Genomic DNA, 21,470 nt, shown 5'->3' with positions numbered 1-21,470 from the left:
TTATTGCGTTATTAAACAATCTTATAATTTTCAATTAACTATACAATTATATTCGGCATTTTAGTTTAATCGCTTTATTCCATTAACACCGAATGCTAACGTATGCCAGTTTCTGCGGTATATCGATGTGTGAACGAAGGGTTCGCTTTCCGCAGAGTAATTAATGGATTTTAGTGAATAAATTTCAGGAGCATGTATGTCTTTAGTTAAACAAAAAACATGGGTTCGCTTTTTAGCCCCTCTGTTTGCTTTGGGTCTGGTATTTCAATTAGCGGGTTGTGGTGATAATGAGCCAGAGCAGCGTAAAGCGTTCAGCGAGTTTCTACAGACGCAAGTGATTGATGGCACTAAAATCCGTTTACCGGAATTGAGTAAGGACCAAGAGAAAGCTTTTGGTAATTACACCAAAGATTATGCGGTGTTAACCGGCTTTACCAAGCAACTGGATGGTGCATTTTCAGGTGCTATGCAGTCTTCAATGACTGAGTTAAGAACGCTCAACAGCATGAAAGCGATGGTTGAGAATCGCGAGAAAATTGAAAAAGCTCAGGCAGAAACTAAAGCGGTTCAGGCTAAACTGGACGGCATCGTTAAGCAAGCCGCTGATAGCTATGCAACAATGAAACAGCCAGAAGATTTAAAAGCTGTTTACGACAAAGCTTATGCCAAAGTGGTTACCCAGCAAGGTGATTTAAGCCAACAAACCTTAACGCTGCTGGATTCTACTTTTGGCGACATTCTGACGATTTCTGATTTCCTGAAAGCTCAGGGCGATAAAATTCAATATAACGGTCCGGTAGTTCAATTTACTGAACAGGCGGGATTGAATAAATTCAATGAAATGAATGAGTCTCTGCAAAAAAATCAGCAAGCGCTGATGGACATTGCACGTAAAATTGCACAAATCATGTAATTTTCTCTGAAATTTCAGTGAAAAAGACAGAACGGGTCACTTATTATGGTGGCCCGTTTTTTTGTTATCTATCCAGATAAGTCATGATTCTACACGCAGGATTAGTACTGAGATTAGGTTACGTTTATACTCCCTGTCAGACCATCCCGTATCGCGGGATACCTCACTATTTAAAGCCAGAATTTAAGGTCGAGTTATGAAACAACAGGCGGCAGAAATTAAGCGGTTGAGCGACCGTCTCGATGCGCTGAATCGTAAAGAAAAAGAGATTATAACCAAAGGGCTAGATACCGATCTCAGCGAGATTGATGCTGAAAAAATCACGCTGCAGTCTGAAATTGAAAGACTTCGACAAGAAAAGAGTCAGGTTCTGAGCGTCAAAGCTCAAAAGATACAAAAGATGCCGTTTAACCGTCCTATTACCAAGGCTGAACAGGCCGATATGGGAGCATTAAAGAAAACGGTGAAAGGTCTGGAAGTGGTTCACCCGATGACGGCGCTGGGGCGTGAGATGGGGCTGAAGGAAGTCACGGGGTATGCCAAGAGTAAGTTTTAAGGTAATAGAATGTTTTGGGATGCTGATAAATTAGCATTAGCGGATATTCCGACCGTAAAAACAATGTGCCTAAATTGACATAGCGTGCGGTCGGAAGACAATCTGTACTTGAGTTGGGAGTGTGTCGGGCCTGGCCCGCCTAGGGGCGCTCCCTTCGATTGGCTATTTTTAGGTATCACCATTAGCTCATCAGATTTTGTTATCAATTACAGGCCGCTTTACGCGGCCTGTAATGTTCTGGATTACAACTGAAACTGCTCAATAAACTGTTCGATGCGCTGGTGGTCTTCTTGAGTCAATGACCAGCCAGGGAGGCGGCAATAATCGTTACTGATTATTCCACGTTTCATCAGGATAGTTTTTTCCACCTGAATAATATATTCGCAGTGGGTCATCCATTGTTGAATATAAGGAAGTAATGCAGCATGCAACGCTTCTGCTTTTTCTACTTCTCCTTGCTTCCAGTGCTGATAAATACGCACATAGATTTCAGTAAACGAACAGCCCGGCATGACGCCTTTACCGCCTGCCGCCAGCATCTTCAGCATATATAAACCAGCATAGCCATTCAGTACGGAAGCCTGTGGTGCCAGTTGTAAAAACTCACGGGTATAGTCTACCGGAGGATTACACTCAATCTTAAACACCGCATGAGGATAGCGCTTCGACACATCAGCAAGCTGCTGTGGTGTAATCGGCAGTCCGGTTTCGCCCGGTGCATATTGTACCAGCACCGGAATATCTACCGCTTCAAGTACGCTGAAAATATGCTGTTGTATTGCCTGTGGGCTCGGCTGTAAAAAGAATGGTGGTAGCAGCATTAATGCATCCGCACCCATTGCCTGATAACGTTTGGCCCATTTTACTGCTACTTCAGTACTGTGTGCAGTGACGGAGATGGCCCGATACAGCGAACTACCCCGCAGAGTATTAATAAAAACTTCAGCCAAACGCTGGCGCTCATAATCTTCCAGTTTGGGAAATTCACTGGCAATACCAAACAGTGTGACGCCATTGGCACCACTTTGGGCAAGATGCCCCAGCATATGAGTGAAGCTGCTTTCATCCACCTCGCCATCCGCCGTGAAAGGCATTGCTGCAATAGGATTTACACCATAAATATCGTTTGAATTATAGCGAGCCATTATTCATCATCCTCTCTGTCTGCCAACACGGCACCCTGTGCAGCAGGTAATGCCCAACGGCGATAAAGGCGAAGGAAACCGCGCGGTACCTGCTTCTCTACTGGCTTCCAATGTGTACGGCGGGTAGCCAGTGTGGTTTCATCCACGTGCAGGTTCAGTAAACGTTCAGGAATATCGATGGTGATCAGATCGCCTTCTTCAACCAGCGCTAATATGCCGCCATCGCTGGCTTCTGGTGAGATATGACCGACAAACAGGCCACGATTGGAACCCGAAAAACGACCATCGGTAATCAGCGCACAGCTATCTGACAGCCCCATTCCTTCAAGGCTTTTCATTGGCTTATACATTTCTGGCATGCCAGGGCCGCCTTTAGGGCCCTCATAGCGCAGGATTAATACACTACCGGGTTTAATTTCCCCTGACATGATGGCGTCTACTGACTCCTGCTCGCTGTTAAATATGACGGCAGGACCGGTGAATTTCATCAAATGGTCCGGTACAGCAGCAGGTTTTACTACGCAACCTAACGGAGAGATATTACCGTGTAATACCGCAACGCCAGACTCGTTACGTACAGGGATCGCCAGAGTATGGATTACTTCAGGGCGAGGAGTCCGTTGGGCTAGGCTCAATATTTCCGCTTTGGTTTGTCCGCTGACCGTCAGGGCACTGGTATCCATTAATCGACTAATTTCATACTCTACTGACTGTACGCCACCGGCTTCCCAGAAATCGATCATGTCATATTCTGAAGCAGGATACAGCGAGGCAACTAAAGGTACCTGATGGCTCAATTCATCAAAAGTAGAGAGTGGCAGATGGCCTAACTCGGCCTCGTAGTAAATCGCCTGTAGGTGAAGAATCGCGTTAGTTGAACCGCCGGTTGCCAACAGATAGATGATGGCGTTGCGAATTGCCGCTGGCGTTAAGATTTGTCGGGCATTAACGCCGCGCTTAACTAGGTCAACCGCAGTTTTTCCACTCTCAACGGCAACATCACGTCGGGCTTGTGAAATCGCTGGGTGGGTGCTGCTGCCCGGCAGGCTCATACCTAAAACTTCTGCAATACAGCACATGGTATTCGCCGTGCCATACATGGTGCAGGAACCTACCCCAGGCTCGGCGATGTTTTCAATATGGGCGAACTCTTCTTCACTGATTTCACCGCGTCTTTTCCAACCAATGGCTTCGGTAACGATATTGCCGTCCCAGTGTTTGCCTTTGTATTCTGCAGGATACATAGGGCCACCATTCACTAAAATGGCGGGAACATCCAGCCGGGCAGCGGCCATCAGCATAGCGGGTACAATTTTGTCACAGGAACCGAGCATGACCATGCCGTCAAAGCGGTGTGCCCGCATCATGACTTCAATCGATGCACAGATAACTTCACGCGCCGCCAGAATATAGCGCATACCTAAGTGACCTTCGGCAATACCATCACAGGGAGCAATAGTGCCGAATACCATTCCTACACCACCCGCTTCTTCAATGCCTTCCAGCACTTTTGCTGTCAGGTCATTCAGGTTGGCATGGCCAGCAGTGGCATTGGTATAGCTGTTGACGACCGCAATCACCGGTTTGCGTAATTGTTCATCGGTGTGTCCCATTGATTTATATAATGCGCGCTTTAGTGCGCCATCATCACCTTCCAGTACTGGGTTAAAATGAGAACCACAGCTGGAACAGCCTCCACATTGACTCATAGTAAACTCTCTGTGTTTATTGTTTCTGGTTATCAGGTATGCCTTATCAGACATGCTGATGATTACTGACAAACTTGTTTATCTTGGTTCAGTGGATATTTCGGCCGCAATAGCGCTGTGAATATATCGCTTATGTGGTTAGCCGGAAGTCCTCTGTTTTCTGTATTAAAGGCACGACCTGTTGGTCGTGCCCGAACAAAACTTACTGTTGAATCTTTTTCTGTGGATTAGCCAGACGGGCTGGGAGCGTGAATATCAGTGGTGCACAAAGTAGCAGGAACCCTGCCAGAATGTATAACCCCATATCAGTACGACCAGTTTGGTCTTTCAGCCAGCCCAGAACGGTAGGACCGAAGAATCCCGCCAGATTACCAATCGAGTTTACCACGGCGATCCCCGCTGCGGCCGCGGTTCCTGACAGAATTGAACCCGGAAGGCTGATGTAAGTTGGAATCAGCGCCAATGTTCCGCACATGGCTACGCAAATCCAGGCCATCATCCAGAATGTAGAACCGTTATAGTAAGTACTGAGTACTAGACCAATACAACCAATAATGGCTGGAATGGCAATATGCCAGCGGCGTTCATTTTTCAGGTCAGAATGACGGCTGTTCCACACCATGACAAAAGCACCAAACACATAAGGTAGTGCGGTCAGCAAGCCAATGTGAAGGTCATCGGTGACGCCAGAGGTTTTAATGATGGATGGTAACCAGAAGTTAATTCCGTAGTAGCCAATGTTGAAGCTAAAGAAAATTAATGACAGCAGCCAGATATACGGGTTACTTAACATACTCTTCAGGCTGCTATCGACTTTACCATGGTTCGCGATGCGTTTGTTTTCCTGATCTTTGGCTAAGTCGCGTATAACGATGGCTTTTTCTGCATCAGTTAACCATTTGGCAGACTTCACGTCGTTATCTAAAAAGCGCAACACAACAAAAGCCAGCAGGAAAGAAGGAATTGCTTCAACCAAGAACAGCCACTGCCAGTTATGCAGGCCACCAACGTTTTCAAACAGTTTGAGAATCAAACCGGATAGCGGGCTACCAATGATAGTCGATAGTGGTGTTACCAGAATAAACAGGCCAAGGGTTCTAGCTGAACGCCATGATGGGAACCACAGTGTGAGATAGAAAACGATGCCAGGAAAAAAGCCCGCTTCTGCGATACCCAGTAGGAAACGTAAAACATAGAATGATGTTGGTGTATTAACAAACATCATTGCGGCTGAAATGATGGCCCAACTTGCCATAATTCTGGCAATCCAAAAACGTGGCCCATATTTCTGCATTAATAGGTTGCTGGGTAATTCGAATAAAAAATAACCCAGAAAGAATATACCTGCACCTAAGCCATAAACTGTATTGCTGAAGTTTAGGGCATCCTGCATATGCAATTTAGCAAAACCGACGTTGACTCGATCTAAATAAGCAAAGAAATAACATAAAATCAGAAAAGGGATTAGCCTTCGGGTTATTTTTTGGTAAACGCTTTTTTCTGCTAAAGCAGCAGATTGCGTCTGTTCTATTGTGATTTCAGACATAGGTTGTCCTTGTTGTATTTTTAGTTAAATATTACGATTCCTGCCTAAAAAAGAAAAACGGTTGCCCTTTTTTCTTAAGATCTAAGAAACGAATCGTTTGTTTTTATTACTACGTCATATCAATAAGATAAATATATCCGTCATACTTCAATTCGCCTCTTTGTTGGTTGCATTTGCTCACCCAACTCACTGACTTATATAAGCTCATTGGGATTCATTCACTTGCCGCCATGATGCAATTTGAATTATTTTGGATATTGCCTTCTGTTAAACCTCAGAAGGCACTTCATCTGTTATAAAGCGGTAAACACTTTATTTTTCTCATTAGCCAAAATACTGATTACATCTTTAGACTGTTTACCCAAGCATCACGATAACGTAATGCATTAGCTTCCAGCGTTTTCATTGTCATTCCTGCCTGATAAAGCCCGCCACCCAAGCCAAAGCCATCGGCACCGGCCTGACAATACGTTTTCATTTGTATGGCATCAGCCTGAATACCACCAACCGGCAGGCAAGCAATGTTTTTAGGCAGTACTACACGCATTGCTTTCATCACTGAGGCAGGGATCATTTCAGCGGGATAGAGTTTCAAACCACAAGCCCCGGCCTCAATGGCAGCAAAAGCTTCTGACGGTGTTGCTACGCCAGGCAAGCTGGTTAACTTGAGTTCCACGCTGGCTTTGACGACGGCAGGAGAAAAATTTGGTGAAATGATGAGCTGACCACCAACGTCATGGACTTGCTTAACCTGCTCAGACGTTAACACGGTACCGGCCCCCACCTGCGCTTTTCCGGCTACGGCATCCAGCATGATCTTCACCGTCTTTAACGGCTGTGGGCTGTTAAGCGGAACTTCAAGGAAGCGAAAACCGCATTCCACTAGCAACTGGGCAGCATCATGAGCTTCATCCGGTGTGATACCACGCAAAATGGCGATCAGCGGTAATTCGCTCTGGCGTAATTGATTGTGAAATTGTTCAGCGGTCATTGCTTTTCTCCTGCGATATGTTGGTACAGATGACTAATTCCTCGGATAAAGCACTCATCACCATCAATGGTATGGAGGTTAATTCCTAGGTATTTTGCGGCCCGTGAGTAGTTTTCTGTGAGCTTGGTTGAACCCACGCACCATATCGACTGTGTCGATGTGCAGGTAGCCAATTCAGCGCCAATCAGCAAGCCTGAAAGGTAACTGTGAATATGCTGCTCTGCTATTTCTTTGTTTAAACGATAAGTACGAGCAGAAAACAGCTGGTGACTGAGCGGTGTTTTACGCTGGGCGACTTCAATAGCGGAATTGAAAACTTCCAAGCTATCCTCTTGTGGAGGTAGTGCTCTGCCGAGAATAGAGTGCTGGCTCAGTAAAGCGAACAGTTCACCCGTCATATAGGTAGAAAAGTGAGAAATGGACTGGTTATCCATCAATACATGTTTGCTGTGGGTGCCGGGTAAAATAACCTGATACTCGCCAGGGCCATTGATAGCTGAAAGCCCAGCTAATTGTACTTCTTCCCCACGCATGACATCAGGTTGCTGGTAAGGGCTATAGCAACGAACGCCGGGAATGATCCATATCGGGCTTGACCAACGGGTAGTGAAAGCGTAAGCCTGCTCTGTCAGTGACGAGAATGTACAGGGCGCTTCAACATAGGGCACTTCATGCCATCCTTGCTGTGAACCAACCATACCGGCCATAACAACCGGATAAGGAGCAACATCAAACCATGGCTGCAATAAACGCAGCAGCTCCTGTTCGAAATTTCCTTGTTCAATCTGCAGTAAGCCCGGTCCCTGAGCACAACGATCAATACAGTCTTTTCCTTGCATTAAAAATGCACGGAAATTAGTAGTACCCCAATCAACAGCAATCCATTTCTTCATTAGTATTACAACCTTTGTAATCTTGTAATACAAGAAGCGTAGAGCAAAAGGAAATTACGATCTGTGAGGCAGATCTTATTGTGAAAAAATTTAGGAATCAGTCGATATGAGTAAAGATTTCTGGTTGATGGCTTTGTAGTCGTTTCCGTGCTGCTTTTAACAGGATGTCACGCATTCGTTGTTTAGCGGTATCAACCTGTTTAAGACGAATAGCATCCAGTAAAACAACGTGTTGAGTGACAGCCTCTTTGGTCAGGCGAACATCATCTTCCAGAGTCTGTTTAAAAGAAAGCGACATAGCAGAAGAGAGCGCATTACTCAGTGATAACAGGAAAGGGTTGTGACTGGCGCGTAGCAGCGCAAGATGGAAAGCCAGATCGCCACGTTCAAATAATTCACGAGAATTTTGTTGCTGGCCATCGGACATCAAATGGCAGGCATCTTCCATAGCGGCTAAATCTCGACCGGTGGCATTGGTTGCCGCCAGCGCAGCGACATTAGGCTCGAAGATCAGGCGGGTCACTATCAACTGTTCAACCATCTCCTGCTCCATTCCGCCTTCCGTCAGCCAGAGCAGGACTTCTGAGTCAAGGAAGTTCCAATGCTCGCGGGGAGTAACAACGCTACGACGCTTCGGCTGAATAGAGACCATACCCTTGGCCGAAAGAACCTGTAGTGCATTTCGAATGGTGGTGCGTGAAACCTGATATTGCAGCGCCAGCTCGTTTTCTCCCGGCAGAGACGGCACTTGAGACAAATCACCGCGCATAATCCGAATAGCAAGGTCGCGCGTCAGAGATTCAGCCATAGAAGGCGCAGTGGTTTTCGTCATCAACATATCCATCATCAGTTACAAAGAGATAGGGTACTGCCGAAAGGGCATTGGCAGTCTGACCATACACTCTATCGTAACACGGATTATGCATTCGTTAATCAGTAGAAGCACCCACCAAGCGACGCTCCATATCTTCAATATGTTTAGTCAGTATTCTCATCTGCATATTTTTGCTCCAACTGGCGGACAGACCACTGGCTGAGAGCAGGCGACGATACTGTTCTTCGTCAAACGGTGAGTTAAAAGCAATAGAAATCGCCTCGGCGACGGAAACATCGCTATTGCGGCTGACCAGCTCAAGTGGTTGGTTCGGATTAACCTTACCGGCTGAAACCACACGATAGAGCCAACCACAGCGTCCACTGTCCTGCATGATGCGAGCGAACTTATTAATATTACAATGATAATTCAGTTTATAGCACGGGGAACGGGGCTGAGTGACCTGAATGAGTGCTTGCCCCCAACGGAAGATATCACCGATAAAAACCGTTTCTTCGGTTAGGCTCTGGGTAGAGAGGTTTTCTCCAAACAGTGGTGCAGCAAACCGATCGGCCTGTTCAGGGAAGCGTAGCTTCCAGTAGTCGTAATGTTCCTGTGGATAGTGGCATAAAGCGCGATCGGCACCGCCGTGATAGCGCGTATCGGCCTGTTGGTCGCCTTCAAAACCCAGCGGCGTAAGTAACAGCTCACCATCCACTGCACGTTTGTCTATGGCACTGGGAGAGTGGTCATCGTAGGGTTTGATTTTGCCGATATAGACGAAAGGATAGATCATGGTAACCGCCAGTTTCACTGAGTAACTAAGTCATTTCAGCATACTGACTGTGGCAAGGTGTATCCAGTTTTTGATTTAGGGACAGTGAATTTGGAACCTGCGGTGATGGAGAAAAAAGCCACGGCTTTCAGAAAACGGTGGCTTTATTTCTGCTTATCAGACTTTCTTAACGAAGCAGGCTTTCAGCATAATGCTGGTGTTATCGATTTTGCAGTCGATTTCATGGTCGCCATCAACCAGACGGATAGGTTTAGATTTGCTACCCACTTTCAGTACGGTTGAAGAGCCTTTCAGCTTCAGGTCTTTAATCAGGGTTACGCAGTCGCCGTCAGCTAATACGTTACCATTACTGTCTTTCACTACTCTTACATCACCATCTGCTGACACGGGCTCTGAAGAGTTCCACTCGTGAGCACAATCAGGGCAGATGAACATGTCTCCGTCCGGATAGGTATTTTCTGATGAACAGACCGGGCAGGCTGGAATAGAATTCATGTCAATTTCCCTAAAAAATAGAATGTGAATAAAATCAGGGCGCTATTCTACTACAAATGACCACTTTTATCACATGGATAAACCATCGGCTTATGAAGGTGATAGCGGGAGAGAGAGGGGTTATCATCAGAGAAATCACTTTTCATGATAAAAATTTCACGTTTTATCGAAAGAATAATTATCTTTTCAGGACAAAAGTGAAGAAATTTAATTGAGAGGCTGATAACGAAATGTTTATTAAGGAGACCATAGCGAGTTACTCACTATGGTCTCCGCTATTTATATGAAAATTAGAGAATTAGCCTATTATTTTGCGTCAGCAAAACGCTTGGCAGCTTCGTCCCAGTTCACCACATTCCAGAATTCTTTAATGTAGTCAGGACGACGGTTTTGGAATTTCAGATAGTAAGCATGTTCCCATACGTCCAGACCGACAATCGGGAAGCCTGATGCACCAGATACGCTTTCGCCCATCAGAGGACTGTCCTGATTAGCGGTAGAAACCACGGCCAGCTTGCCCTCTTTCAATACCAACCAGGCCCAACCAGAACCAAAACGGGTAGCCGCCGCTTGTTCAAACTTCTCTTTAAAGCTATCAATGCTACCGAAATCACGTTCGATAGCCGCTTTCAGATCGCCCTGTAGAGCGGTACCTTTTTTCAGACCTTTCCAGAATAGGCTATGGTTTGCGTGACCGCCGGCGTTGTTTCTTAATACGGTACGCTTTTCCGCAGGCACTTTATCTAACTGAGCTATCAGCTCTTCAGCAGACAATCTTTTCAGATCGTCAGACAGCGTTTCCAACGCAGCATTAGCATTGTTCACATAAGCCTGATGGTGCTTACTGTGATGGATTTCCATGGTTTGTTTATCAAAGTGAGGTTCCAGAGCATCGTAGGCATAAGGCAGGGTAGGAAGGGTATAACTCATCGTATCACTCCTCAAAGGACATTAACGCTGTGTATAAGACAGCTCATTTCAATTTCATGGTGGGCTATCAGTATAGCATTGAATATCAATTGATAATCATTATCATTTGTGGGGGTATTGCCGATTGGTGTGATAGATGGTTTAGTCTGGGGTAAGTTTCGTCCACTAATCGTGCTGAGACTGAATTGGCTACTGTGCGAGTGGCCGAGCAAGGGGCGTTAAAAGGCGAACGCCCCCTGCACCCCCGCGCCTTCGCACCCGAATCCAGGTCGCTTAGGCGACTTCCTTCCTCATTCGTTCGGCCTGAACGCACCGGCGCAGAGCCGCTCCCGGCGTCACTGCGCCTCAATCCGCATCCCTGCGGATTGTGCTAGCCTCTCTCAATCGTCAACTGAATTCCAGTGCTCTATAGAAGGGCAAAAATAAGGTCAACTGCCAACTGCCAACTGCCAACTGCCAACTGCCAACTGCCAACTGCCAACTGCCAACTGCAACTGCCAAGGGCACTGCGTTAACTTAGGTCTTCTGGCCCAAACGAGTAAGGTAGTAGCTCGGCTATCGACGTATGCTTTACTTCACCCTTCATATTGACCATCAAAACCGGCATATCCGGAGCGCAGAATTCGTTAATCACCTGACGGCAAGCACCGCAAGGGGAAATTGGGCCTTCAGTATCGCCGATAATCACCAGTTTTTTAAACTGGCGCTTGCCTTCCGATACCGCTTTGAATATGGCAGTTCTTTCTGCACAGTTAGTTAAACCATAAGAGGCATTCTCAACGTTACAACCGAGGAATACCTGATTGTCATCGGCAACCAGCGCTGCGCCAACCGCAAACTTAGAGTAGGGGCTGTAGGACGACTGGCGGGCTTTTTTAGCGTATTCGATCAGTTCATTATCAGTCATGGTGATTTCCTTGTGATATAAGGTGGCGGATAAACCAGCGGCTTACTGGGTAATGACCGTATGAATCAGTTTAGGTGCCTGCCCGTGTTCGGCGATCGCTATGCTGTGATAGATCTTATCCATCACGCTAGAGACGTCTTCCCGGTTGGCATAAATGGTGACCAGTGAATCACCGGCCTTAACGCTATCACCCATTTTTTTATGCAGCATCAGCCCAACGGCTAAATCAATATCGTCTTCTTTAGTGGCGCGGCCTGCGCCCAGCAACATTGCGGCAACGCCAATTTCATCAGCGATAATATTTGCCACTACACCGGAGGTTTTGGCAGGTACTTCAATTTTATATTTAGCCTGAGGTAATCTTTCTGGATGATCGACAACCGAGGCATCACCGCCCTGATTGGCTAGAAACGCTTTGAATTTCTCCAGCGCCTTGCCGTTGTTAATGACTTCAAGCAGCATCTGGCGCGCTTCTTCCAGCGTATTGGCTTTTTTCGCCAATACTACCATTTGGCTGCCTAACACCAAGGTCAGCTCTGTCAGGTCTGCCGGGCCTTTGCCCCTCAACGTATCAATGGCTTCCTGTACTTCCAGTGCGTTACCGATAGCAAAGCCAAGCGGCTGTGACATATCAGAAATCACCGCCATGGTATGCCGACCCACATTATTACCAATGCGAACCATCGACTTGGCTAACTCAATGGCATCTTCATCGGTTTTCATAAATGCGCCCGCGCCGGTTTTAACATCTAACACAATGGCGTCAGAACCTGCGGCAATTTTCTTGCTCATAATCGAGCTGGCGATTAGGGGAATAGAATTGACGGTGCCGGTAACGTCCCGCAGGGCGTACATCTTTTTATCTGCCGGGGTTAAATTGCCCGACTGACCAATAACCGCCACCTTGTGGCGATTGACTAAATCGATAAACTCTTCTTTATTGATTTCAATATGAAAACCTTTTACCGACTCCAGCTTGTCCAGAGTACCACCCGTATGCCCCAAGCCACGACCCGACATCTTTGCCACCGGAATATCAAGCGCGGCAACTAACGGAGCCAGCACTAGCGTCGTCGTATCACCAACGCCGCCGGTGGAGTGTTTATCTACTTTAATACCGTCAATCGCCGATAAATCAATGGTGTCTCCGGAGTTAACCATCGCCATCGTCAGGTCTGCACACTCGCGATCGGTCATATCCTGAAAGTAAATTGCCATCATCATGGCGCTGGCCTGATAGTCAGGGATCGCGCCTTCGGTATAGCCTTTGACGAAGAATTCGATTTCTTGGGTAGAAAGTTCCTTGCCGTCACGTTTTTTAGCAATCAGATCAACGATTCTCATAGTATTTACCTTCTTGTTCAGTAAAACGGTTAACACACCGGTTTAACATTATTCAAATGCCGGCTATTAGGCCGGCAAAAATACAGCGTTTTAATTGTGAATCAGCCCTACAACGGCAGCGCTCAGGAAGCTAACTAATGTTGCACCATACAGCAATTTCAAACCAAAGCGCGATGCTACATTCCCCTGTTGAGGGTTCAGCGCTTTAATAGCACCGCTGATAATGCCAATGGACGAGAAATTAGCAAAAGAGACCAAGAACACCGAAATAATAGCTTTAGTATGTTCTGAAAACAGGAAGGTTCCACTGGTTAAGCCCTGCTTAAGCTGATCCATCGCGACAAACTCATTACTTACCAGCTTGGTACCCATCAGGCTGCCAGCGCTAATTGCCTCATCCCATGGCACGCCAACTAAAAAGGCTAAAGGTGAGAAAACGTAGCCCAGAAAATCCTGAAAAGAAATACCAAACAAATAGCTGAAGATAGCATTAACCATGGCGATGATGGCGATAAAACCAACCAACATGGCACCCACGATCACGGCAACTTTGAAACCATCAAGGATATATTCCCCCAGCATTTCAAAGAAACTCTGTTTCTCTTCAGCAACCACCTCCAAAACATCTTCCTCAGGATCGACCCGATACGGGTTAATCACGGAAGCAATAATAAATCCACCAAACAGGTTTAATACAATCGCGGTTACCACGTAAACCGGATCTAACAGCGTCATATAGGCACCGACGATGGACATGGAAATGGTCGACATTGCCGATGTACAGAGCGTGTAAAGACGATGTTGCGGAAGAAGGCCTAATGATTTTTTTAATGAAATAAAAACTTCGGACTGACCGAGAATGGCAGAAGCCACGGCATTATAAGATTCCAGCTTGCCCATGCCGTTTACTTTACTTAATAAAATACCGATCCCTTTAATAATCATCGTCAGAAATGACTGGCCTAAAAAAGAAGCGGATTCATTATTTTTAATTAAGCCACATTTTCTCATTAACGCATTGATAATAAGAATTATCCGGTTCGGTAAATGGATGTATTGCATGATACCAATTAACGCAGAAATAAAGACGATAGGCATTAATACCATGATAAAGAAAGAAAACTGCTTATCGTTTAGCAACCCGCCAAAAACAAAATTCGCTCCCTCCGCCGCATATTTCAATAATTTATCAAAAACACTGGCGATTCCCCCAATAAGAATACTGCCGCCGCTAGTATTCAGCAGCAGAAAGGCCAATAAGAATTGCAGGCCAAGCATAATAAAAATATAGGGATATCTGACTTTTTTACGATTATTGCTGGCTAATAGCGCTAACGCTAAAATAACAATAATACCTGCTATTCCAATAAGATATTTCACAGAACACTCCGTAATTCTCGATAGCCAATAAAGCGGGTAGAATAAGCACCGAGGTACATTTTCACAATAAATGAAAATTGAGATCTCGGTATTAAAATGGTCTATTGTTTGTGGCGTAACATTAATTATTCACAAATGCTTTTACTGTGACATTTGTCTCAATATGAAAATATCAATATTATTGATTTTAATGATTTTGTGTGATGTTATTTAAATAACATTTTATTGTTATGTTGGCAAAACCCTCCTGTCAGGCTGAATAAAAAAGGTAAAAATAATGAGTCAATCAATACGTTATGAGCAATATATTGATCATACATTGCTGGCAATGAATGCGACGGCAGAACAAATTATTCAGGTTTGTCGCGAAGCGTTGGAATATAACTTTGCTTCGGTGTGTGTTAATTCAGGCTATGTGCCATTAGTGTTCAGTCAATTAACCGGAAGCTCGGTAAAAGTGTGTAGTGTTATTGGCTTTCCATTAGGTGCCAGTCTGACCTGGGTGAAAGCATATGAAGCCAAAGCTGCGATTGAAGCCGGGGCGCAGGAAATTGATATGGTTATCAATGTGGGCTGGCTCAAAAGTGGCTGGATTGATGACGTAACTACGGATATCAACGCGGTTAAACAGGCCTGTGGCGAGGTCACACTAAAAGTGATTCTGGAAACCTGTCTGCTCAGCGATGAAGAAATCGTCAAAGTTTGCGAAATTTGTCGCGATTTGCAAGTGGAGTTCGTCAAAACATCAACCGGGTTCAGTAGCGGTGGTGCAACGGTTGAACATGTGTCTCTGATGCGTAACACTGTCGGGAAGAAGATGGGTGTGAAAGCATCTGGTGGTATACGTTCACGGGAAACGGCCACCATGATGATCAATGCTGGCGCCACTCGGATTGGTACCAGCTCGGGTGTCAGTATTGTGTCGGGGCAGGCTGGCGAAAAGAAAGATTATTAACCTGACAGGAGTATAAATGAGCAGTCGTCGGACGGAGCGAATATATAAACTTACCCAGATTTTAAGAGATACCGATAAAGTCTATGTGCGTGATGCAGCTCAACAGCTGAATGTATCGGAAATGACCATTCGCCGTGACCTGAGCGCAGAGCCTTCATCGCTTATATTACTGGGTGGATATATTGTTACCGACCCGAAGATGAATGGCGCTAATCAATATTTCTTTTGTGAACAACAGCTTAAGAATATTGATGAAAAGCGCCACATTGGTCAACTCGCTGCTCAACTGATTACCGATGACGAAGTGATACTTTTCGATTCGGGCACCACGGTGCCGTTTATCATTGAAAGTATCCCGGATGAGCGCCATTTCACCGGAATCTGTTACTCACTGAATACCTTTATGGCCCTGCAGGAAAAACCGCTTTGTAAGGTGATCTTGTGCGGGGGCGAATTTAAAATCAGCACCCATATTTTTACCGCCGTTGGTGGTCATAATGAGCTGGATTATCTACGCCCCCATAAGGCCTTTATTTCTGCCGCTGGCGTTTCGTTAACGCAAGGGGTTACCACCTTTATTCTCGATGAAATTGCTTTAAAGGCTCAGGCAATGGCGGTGGCTTCACAAAGTATTTTGGTTGCCGACCATAATAAATTTGAGCAGGTGAGAGTAGGGCGCTTTGCTTCCCTAGATGCGTTTACCTGTGTGGTAACTGACCGTCAGCCTGACAGCGATTGGTTGCATTATTTTAAACAGCAGGGAACTAAACTCCTGTACTAACACGGAGCGCCTCTGCCATACGGCTGGTTTTTGTCAAAACGCCAGTGACGACTATCTGAAGGATATGAACAATGAAACGTGTTTTTATTATGGTTCTCGATTCATTTGGTATTGGCGCTACGCGAGATGCTGATAAATTTGGTGATGTGGGTTCAAACACGCTGGGCCACATTGCACAGGCCTGCCAACAGGGTAGTGCGGATATTGGGCGCAGCGGCCCGTTAACCTTACCGCATTTAAGTCAGTTGGGTTTAGGTAAGGCTAATGAACAGGCTTCAGGCCAGTTTCCCACAGGGCTAGACCCACAGGCAGAGATTATTGGAGCCTATGGTTACGCAGAAGAGCTCTCTTCCGGTAAAGACACCCCATCCGGCCATTGGGAGATTGCTGGGGTACCGGTCTTGTTCGACTGGGGGTATTTCAGCGATGTGAACAATAGCTTCCCACCCGCGCTATTACAGCGGCTGGTAGAACGGGCAAAACTGCCGGGCTATTTGGGTAATTGCCATGCTTCTGGCACCGCCATTCTCGAACAACTGGGCGTTGAGCATATGAAAACCGGTAAGCCGATTTTCTATACCTCTGCGGATTCAGTCTTTCAAATCGCCTGCCATGAAGAGACCTACGGTCTGGAAAACCTCTATCAGCTGTGTGCCTTGGTGCGTGAAGAACTGACGGAAGGTGGCTATAACATTGGCCGGGTTATCGCCCGTCCTTTCGTTGGTGATAAGCCGGAGAATTTCAAACGTACCGGCAACCGCCATGACTATGCGGTAAAACCACCGTCACCCACCGTACTGAACAAACTGGTAGAAGAGAAGCAGGGGCAGGTTGTCTCGATTGGTAAGATTGCCGATATTTATGCTGATGAAGGCATTACCAAAAAGGTTAAAGCCACCGGCATTGATGAGCTGTTTGACGCCTCGTTAAGAGAAATCAAACAGGCGGGTGATAACACCATCGTGTTTACCAACTTCGTTGATTTTGACTCTTCTTACGGCCATCGCCGTGATGTTGCCGGTTACGCCGCTGCGCTGGAGCACTTCGATCGTCGCCTGCCGGAAATGTTGCCGCTGATGGGTGAAGACGATTTACTGATTCTGACCGCCGATCACGGCTGTGACCCTACTTGGGCTGGTAGTGACCATACCCGAGAGCATATCCCCGTATTGGTGTATGGCCCGAAAGTGAAGCCAGGCCCGTTGGGGCTGCGGCATACCTTTGCTGATATCGGACAAACAGTAGCGAAGCACTTCAATTTGTCTGCAATGGATTACGGCAAAACATTATTTTAATAATCTTAACCAGTTAACCACTTTGTGAAAGGAAATGGATATGGCGACGCCACACATTAATGCTAACCCGGGTGATTTTGCTGATGTTGTCTTTATGCCCGGCGACCCGCTCAGAGCCAAACATATCGCAGAAACCATGCTGCAAGATGCCCGATTAGTCACCGATGTCAGAAATATGCTCGGTTATACCGGCACCTATAAGGGGCGACGCGTTTCCGTGATGGGGCACGGCATGGGGATCCCTTCCTGCTCCATCTATACCAAAGAGCTGATTACCGAATATCAGGTGGATAAGATTATCCGTATTGGCTCCTGTGGTGCGCTGTTACCGCAGGTAAAAGTGCGGGATATCGTGATAGGAATGGGTGCCAGCACTGATTCTAACGTCAACCGAATCCGCTTCAAGGGCCATGATTTCTCTGCCATTGCCGACTTCGATTTATTACGCCATGCGGTTACAGCAGCGGAAGCGAAAAAGGTGCCGGTTCACGTTGGCAATATATTTTCCGCCGATTTGTTCTATAACCCAGACCCGCAGATGTTTGACGTAATGGAAAAATATAACATTTTGGGTATCGAGATGGAGGCGGCGGGTATTTACGGCGTGGCCGCAGAATATGGCGCGAAAGCACTATGTATTTGCACGGTATCCGACCATATCCGTACCGGAGAAGCACTGTCATCTGAACTGCGTCAAACATCGTTTAATCAGATGGTAGAAATCGCGATGGATTCGGTGCTGTTAGGGGATTAACCGTGGGTTTAAGCACCGGGCTTTACTGAACGACATAAAGCTCGATGCTTATTTCTTTTGTTGATATGGTTCGAATTTAGACTTTCTTTTCAGAGCGGTTAACATTTCGCATGTAGCTAATGATAATGGCCAACATCGTGGCAGCCACCGCGACCCAAAGGCTCAATCGCACCGCCTGAGCCTCATGCACCGCAAGCGTTAGCGGTTCGCTGCCGGATTGGGCATAGGCCGATAAAATGGCTCCCACAAACGCCGCCCCCAGACACTGGCCGAAAGTCCGCATTATTGCCAGTACACCGGATGCATAACCGCTGTTCTCTCGGGATGCATTCGACAACATTTCCCGATTATTCGGGCTTTGGAAGCAACCGAAGCCGATACCACACAGCAAACTGCGAGCGCCAATATCCCATTCTTGTGGATGAGTGGGCAGCAATGCCAGCAGCGCAAGCCCGACAGCGAACAGGCACAGCCCCACGGTAGAAATGATGGCGGCGGGATAGCGATCCGCCAGTCGCCCTGCATAAGGTGCAGCCAGAATAATACCGATAGGCCAAGGGGTGAAAAGTAGCGCTGATACAAATGCACTGTAGCCATAAACGCTCTGGAATAAGAACGGCAGCGCAACAAAGGTAATTCCTTGACTGACAAAAGAGGCCAGAGAAGTTAACGCCGCCAGTGAAAACCGTGAAGAGGCAAACATATCAAGGGGAAGCAGAGGCTTTGGTGCACGGCGCTGACGCCAGATAAAAGCCAACCCGGCAGCAATGGCGGTTAGCCCGTAGGCCATAGAGGTTATCAGTGGGCTAAATGAATATTCCACACCCTCAGGGCGTGAAAAAGCCCCGGCAGCCATAATAAGCGCTCCTAACATCACCGCAGACAGCACCGCGCCGGCAATATCGAATGGCTCCCGCGTGGTGGTGTATTTGCCGGGAATAACCCGCAGGGTAAGCACCACGGCAATGATGCCTAACGGAATATTAATGGCGAACAGCCACTGCCAGCTCAGGGTGGATAAAATGGTACCGCCAAGAACGGGAGCAATAGCGGTGCTGGCGGCAACCAGTAAGGCATTCAGCCCCAGTATTCGCCCCAATAAACGGTTGGGAAAAATAGATCGCAAGATTGCCGGGCCAATACTCAATGTTGCAGCGCCGCCAATGCCCTGTAGTACCCGCATAACAATCAGCATTTCCAGCGATGACGAAAAGGCGCAGCCTACCGATGCCAGCGTAAATACGCTTAAACCGATGGCAAACAGTGTCCGAAAACCAATCTGGCTGGCAATCGCGGCAAATATCGCCAGCGTCATCGCTGCCGACAGCAGATAACCGTTAGAAACCCAGACAGCCTCACTGGAGGAAACACCTAAAGTATGCGCTATTTGCGGCAGTGCGATATTAATCATCGAACCGTCGAATACGGCCATGGTCGTCATGGTCATGACCGCCATCATGGCTAAACAACGTTCGCGGCCGGGAAGCCCTTCATCATCAGGCTGGTTAGAAAATAATTCCATTCAGGCGTTGCTCTTGTTAATGCCATTTTGGCGGGTTAGTTGAGATGAGTTTAGGAAATATAACCCTGTTAGAGATATGGCGGAAGACGCAGCATTTGCATTTATAACCTGCACCAGACGCCTTCTCTTATCCCTCTGCTCAGAGTACTATGCCTGCATGAATGAACCCGATCTTAATTTACTCATTGCGCTTGATGTGCTTCTTGCTGAAGGGAGCGTGGCGAGTGCTGCCCGTCGTCTAGGGCTAAGCGCTTCGGCAATGAGCAGAACCCTCAGCCGCCTTCGTGCCGCTACCGGAGATCCCTTATTGGTTCGGGCCGGGCGTCAGATGGTATTAACCCCTTATGCTGAACAGATTCGCGGGCGCACTCAAAATGCCGTATTTGAAGCGCGGGGATTACTTCGCCCCTCGTCAGCGGAACTGGATTTATCCACGCTGGAACGCACCTTCACCATTCGGGCTAACGATGGTTTTGTGGAGGCGTTTGGCGCATCGTTGATTGCCGCCGCTGCGTTGGCTGCTCCTCTGGTGTGCCTGCGTTTTGTCGCCAAGCCAGAGAAGAGTTCCCGATATTTACGTGAAGGGCTGGTGGATCTTGAAATCGGCGTATTAGGGGCGATGGGGCCAGAGATTCGTTTGCAGGCGCTATTCAGAGACCGGTTTGTGGGCGTGGTCAGAAAGGGGCATCCCCTTGAGATGGAAGCCAACGTTAGCGTCGAGCAGTATGTGGCTTTCGGGCATGTGGTTGCTTCCCGCCGTGAACATATCAGCGGGCCGGTGGATGAAGCGCTGGCGGAATCAGGTTTAAAGCGCAAAGTTGCGGCTGTGGTTCCCAGTTTTCCGGCGGCGTTGGCGGTGGCTAAGGCGTCGGATCTGGTGGCGTTGGTTCCGGCTTCTTTTTTGCTTAATCAGTCAATGACCGGCGCGACAGCGACACTCAGCGCTTTTGAGCTGCCGGTAAAAACCAAAGGCATCACGGTGTCGCAGATGTGGCATCCTCGGGCAGAGGTGGATCCGGGGCATCGTTGGTTGCGGGGGGAGGTGTTGGGGGTTTGTCGGGGGCAGGTGTTGGGGTGTGGTTCAGAGTAATCAATTCATAAGGCAAAAACGGAAGGATGACTGAGGCCGCCAACATTATTTGGTTGAAACGGCCTCGTTTGGGAACCCATAAATGCGATTAGTTTGGTTCTACACCTGCACAAGTGACCTTTAAGATATTAGGGTAGACATTAAACAACATCGTCATTCGCATACGAATACCATAAGAAATGACTTCACACTGTGTTAAGCCTGTAGGCACGCTAGAGCCTATTACATCGGGCAGGAATACATTTCCGTTATGTCCAAGGTTCCAAAGGTGATGAAACAAGGACGGCTTGATTCTAAAATAGATGGAAGAGTCGCTATCACAATGTCGGGTATAGCAGCCCCTGACGCCCCAAATATTATCATCCGGATAAATTTCTTCCGACTGGCTCAGATAAATAGTCTCTTTTTTATAGGTCGTCCAGTAATAGGTGGTCTGTAAAATAAGACATATGAATACGGGCACGATCACCATGACCGCCAATGTGGAGGCAGCCATAGTAATCCCTCTTTTATAGACAAATTCATCATATTTATTATGTGTGAATTTGACCCATAAATCCTTATACCAAGAAAAAAGCTTGCGGATTTTTGTTCCTATAAAAGAAATCACCGCGATTATTCTCTGAGAAAAACTGTTATTGCTTTTCACATGCA

Annotated in this window: 21 protein-coding genes; 7 read left to right on the top strand and 14 right to left on the bottom strand. The window is 47.0% G+C overall.

Annotated elements, in window-relative coordinates; translation table 11 throughout:
* The first annotated feature begins 196 nt into the window (after window positions 1-196).
* Entirely contained in the window at window positions 197-913 is a 717-nt protein-coding gene (locus HYN51_RS15330; RefSeq protein WP_108900818.1) for a DUF3053 family protein, read from the top strand.
* Between the two features lie 196 nt (window positions 914-1,109).
* Window positions 1,110-1,469: a YibL family ribosome-associated protein gene (locus tag HYN51_RS15325; RefSeq protein ID WP_108900817.1), complete on the top strand. Its 360-nt coding sequence runs from the start codon at window positions 1,110-1,112 to the stop codon at window positions 1,467-1,469.
* 242 nt (window positions 1,470-1,711) lie between these two features.
* On the opposite strand, the gene HYN51_RS15320 is transcribed toward HYN51_RS15325, so the two are convergent.
* The 12 genes from HYN51_RS15320 to HYN51_RS15265 all read right to left on the bottom strand — a co-directional run bounded on the left by HYN51_RS15320 (window position 1,712) and on the right by HYN51_RS15265 (window position 14,419).
* Window positions 1,712-2,614 carry a dihydrodipicolinate synthase family protein gene (locus tag HYN51_RS15320; RefSeq protein WP_108900816.1) on the bottom strand — a complete coding sequence of 301 codons (903 nt, stop codon included), beginning with the start codon at window positions 2,612-2,614 and terminating at the stop codon, window positions 1,712-1,714.
* Window positions 2,614-4,323, bottom strand: coding sequence for a dihydroxy-acid dehydratase (gene ilvD / locus HYN51_RS15315; protein ID WP_108900815.1), 1,710 nt, complete (start codon window positions 4,321-4,323; stop codon window positions 2,614-2,616). The genes HYN51_RS15320 and ilvD overlap by 1 nt, the downstream gene beginning before the upstream one ends.
* Window positions 4,324-4,525: 202 nt before the next feature.
* Entirely contained in the window at window positions 4,526-5,869 is a 1,344-nt protein-coding gene (locus HYN51_RS15310; RefSeq protein ID WP_108900814.1) for an MFS transporter, read from the bottom strand.
* A gap of 340 nt (window positions 5,870-6,209) precedes the next feature.
* A complete protein-coding gene (locus HYN51_RS15305) occupies window positions 6,210-6,860 on the bottom strand; it encodes a 2-dehydro-3-deoxy-6-phosphogalactonate aldolase (RefSeq protein WP_108900813.1) in 651 nt (216 codons plus the stop codon).
* Window positions 6,857-7,753 (bottom strand): 2-dehydro-3-deoxygalactonokinase, encoded by an 897-nt coding sequence (locus HYN51_RS15300; RefSeq protein WP_108900812.1) that lies wholly within the window; start codon window positions 7,751-7,753, stop codon window positions 6,857-6,859. Before HYN51_RS15300 ends, HYN51_RS15305 begins: the two co-directional genes overlap by 4 nt.
* Window positions 7,754-7,850: 97 nt before the next feature.
* Entirely contained in the window at window positions 7,851-8,585 is a 735-nt protein-coding gene (locus tag HYN51_RS15295) for a FadR/GntR family transcriptional regulator (protein WP_108900811.1), read from the bottom strand.
* Window positions 8,586-8,682: 97 nt separating this feature from the next.
* Window positions 8,683-9,363 carry a 6-hydroxyaminopurine reductase gene (yiiM, locus tag HYN51_RS15290; RefSeq protein WP_108900810.1) on the bottom strand — a complete coding sequence of 227 codons (681 nt, stop codon included), beginning with the start codon at window positions 9,361-9,363 and terminating at the stop codon, window positions 8,683-8,685.
* Between the two features lie 156 nt (window positions 9,364-9,519).
* The gene (locus HYN51_RS15285; protein ID WP_108900809.1) at window positions 9,520-9,858 is read right to left on the bottom strand and encodes a zinc ribbon domain-containing protein YjdM; all 339 of its coding nucleotides are present in this window, start codon (window positions 9,856-9,858) and stop codon (window positions 9,520-9,522) included.
* Window positions 9,859-10,164: 306 nt separating this feature from the next.
* The gene (sodA, locus tag HYN51_RS15280; protein WP_108900808.1) at window positions 10,165-10,788 is read right to left on the bottom strand and encodes a superoxide dismutase [Mn]; all 624 of its coding nucleotides are present in this window, start codon (window positions 10,786-10,788) and stop codon (window positions 10,165-10,167) included.
* Window positions 10,789-11,299: 511 nt separating this feature from the next.
* Window positions 11,300-11,695 (bottom strand): cytidine deaminase, encoded by a 396-nt coding sequence (locus HYN51_RS15275; protein ID WP_108900807.1) that lies wholly within the window; start codon window positions 11,693-11,695, stop codon window positions 11,300-11,302.
* A gap of 42 nt (window positions 11,696-11,737) precedes the next feature.
* Complete coding sequence (locus HYN51_RS15270; protein WP_108900806.1) at window positions 11,738-13,039, bottom strand: pyrimidine-nucleoside phosphorylase; 1,302 nt, start codon at window positions 13,037-13,039, stop codon at window positions 11,738-11,740.
* Window positions 13,040-13,129: 90 nt separating this feature from the next.
* Window positions 13,130-14,419, bottom strand: coding sequence for a NupC/NupG family nucleoside CNT transporter (locus tag HYN51_RS15265; RefSeq protein WP_108900805.1), 1,290 nt, complete (start codon window positions 14,417-14,419; stop codon window positions 13,130-13,132).
* Between the two features lie 277 nt (window positions 14,420-14,696).
* Between HYN51_RS15265 and deoC the strand changes: the two genes are divergently transcribed.
* The 4 genes from deoC to deoD all read left to right on the top strand — a co-directional run bounded on the left by deoC (window position 14,697) and on the right by deoD (window position 18,204).
* The gene (deoC, locus tag HYN51_RS15260; protein WP_108900804.1) at window positions 14,697-15,374 is read left to right on the top strand and encodes a deoxyribose-phosphate aldolase; all 678 of its coding nucleotides are present in this window, start codon (window positions 14,697-14,699) and stop codon (window positions 15,372-15,374) included.
* A 16-nt stretch (window positions 15,375-15,390) separates the two neighbouring features.
* The gene (deoR, locus tag HYN51_RS15255; protein ID WP_108900803.1) at window positions 15,391-16,155 is read left to right on the top strand and encodes a DNA-binding transcriptional repressor DeoR; all 765 of its coding nucleotides are present in this window, start codon (window positions 15,391-15,393) and stop codon (window positions 16,153-16,155) included.
* Window positions 16,156-16,226: 71 nt separating this feature from the next.
* Complete coding sequence (gene deoB / locus HYN51_RS15250; RefSeq protein ID WP_108900802.1) at window positions 16,227-17,450, top strand: phosphopentomutase; 1,224 nt, start codon at window positions 16,227-16,229, stop codon at window positions 17,448-17,450.
* A 40-nt stretch (window positions 17,451-17,490) separates the two neighbouring features.
* Window positions 17,491-18,204 carry a purine-nucleoside phosphorylase gene (gene deoD, locus HYN51_RS15245; protein ID WP_108900801.1) on the top strand — a complete coding sequence of 238 codons (714 nt, stop codon included), beginning with the start codon at window positions 17,491-17,493 and terminating at the stop codon, window positions 18,202-18,204.
* A gap of 76 nt (window positions 18,205-18,280) precedes the next feature.
* Here deoD and HYN51_RS15240 read toward each other — a convergent pair whose 3' ends face one another.
* Entirely contained in the window at window positions 18,281-19,726 is a 1,446-nt protein-coding gene (locus HYN51_RS15240; protein WP_108900800.1) for an MFS transporter, read from the bottom strand.
* Window positions 19,727-19,883: 157 nt separating this feature from the next.
* Here HYN51_RS15240 and HYN51_RS15235 point away from each other — a divergent pair, with 157 nt between their 5' ends.
* Window positions 19,884-20,816, top strand: a complete 933-nt coding sequence (locus HYN51_RS15235) for a LysR family transcriptional regulator (protein ID WP_108900799.1) — start codon at window positions 19,884-19,886, stop codon at window positions 20,814-20,816.
* Between the two features lie 88 nt (window positions 20,817-20,904).
* Here the strand turns inward: HYN51_RS15235 and HYN51_RS15230 are convergent, their stop codons facing one another.
* Window positions 20,905-21,465, bottom strand: a complete 561-nt coding sequence (locus HYN51_RS15230; RefSeq protein ID WP_157953059.1) for a hypothetical protein — start codon at window positions 21,463-21,465, stop codon at window positions 20,905-20,907.
* Window positions 21,466-21,470: the final 5 nt, after the last annotated feature.

Source organism: Limnobaculum parvum (genome assembly GCF_003096015.2).
Classification (GTDB): domain Bacteria; phylum Pseudomonadota; class Gammaproteobacteria; order Enterobacterales; family Enterobacteriaceae; genus Limnobaculum; species Limnobaculum parvum.
Note: the sequence above shows the minus strand (reverse complement) of the source record. Positions and strands in the feature narration are given on the sequence as shown.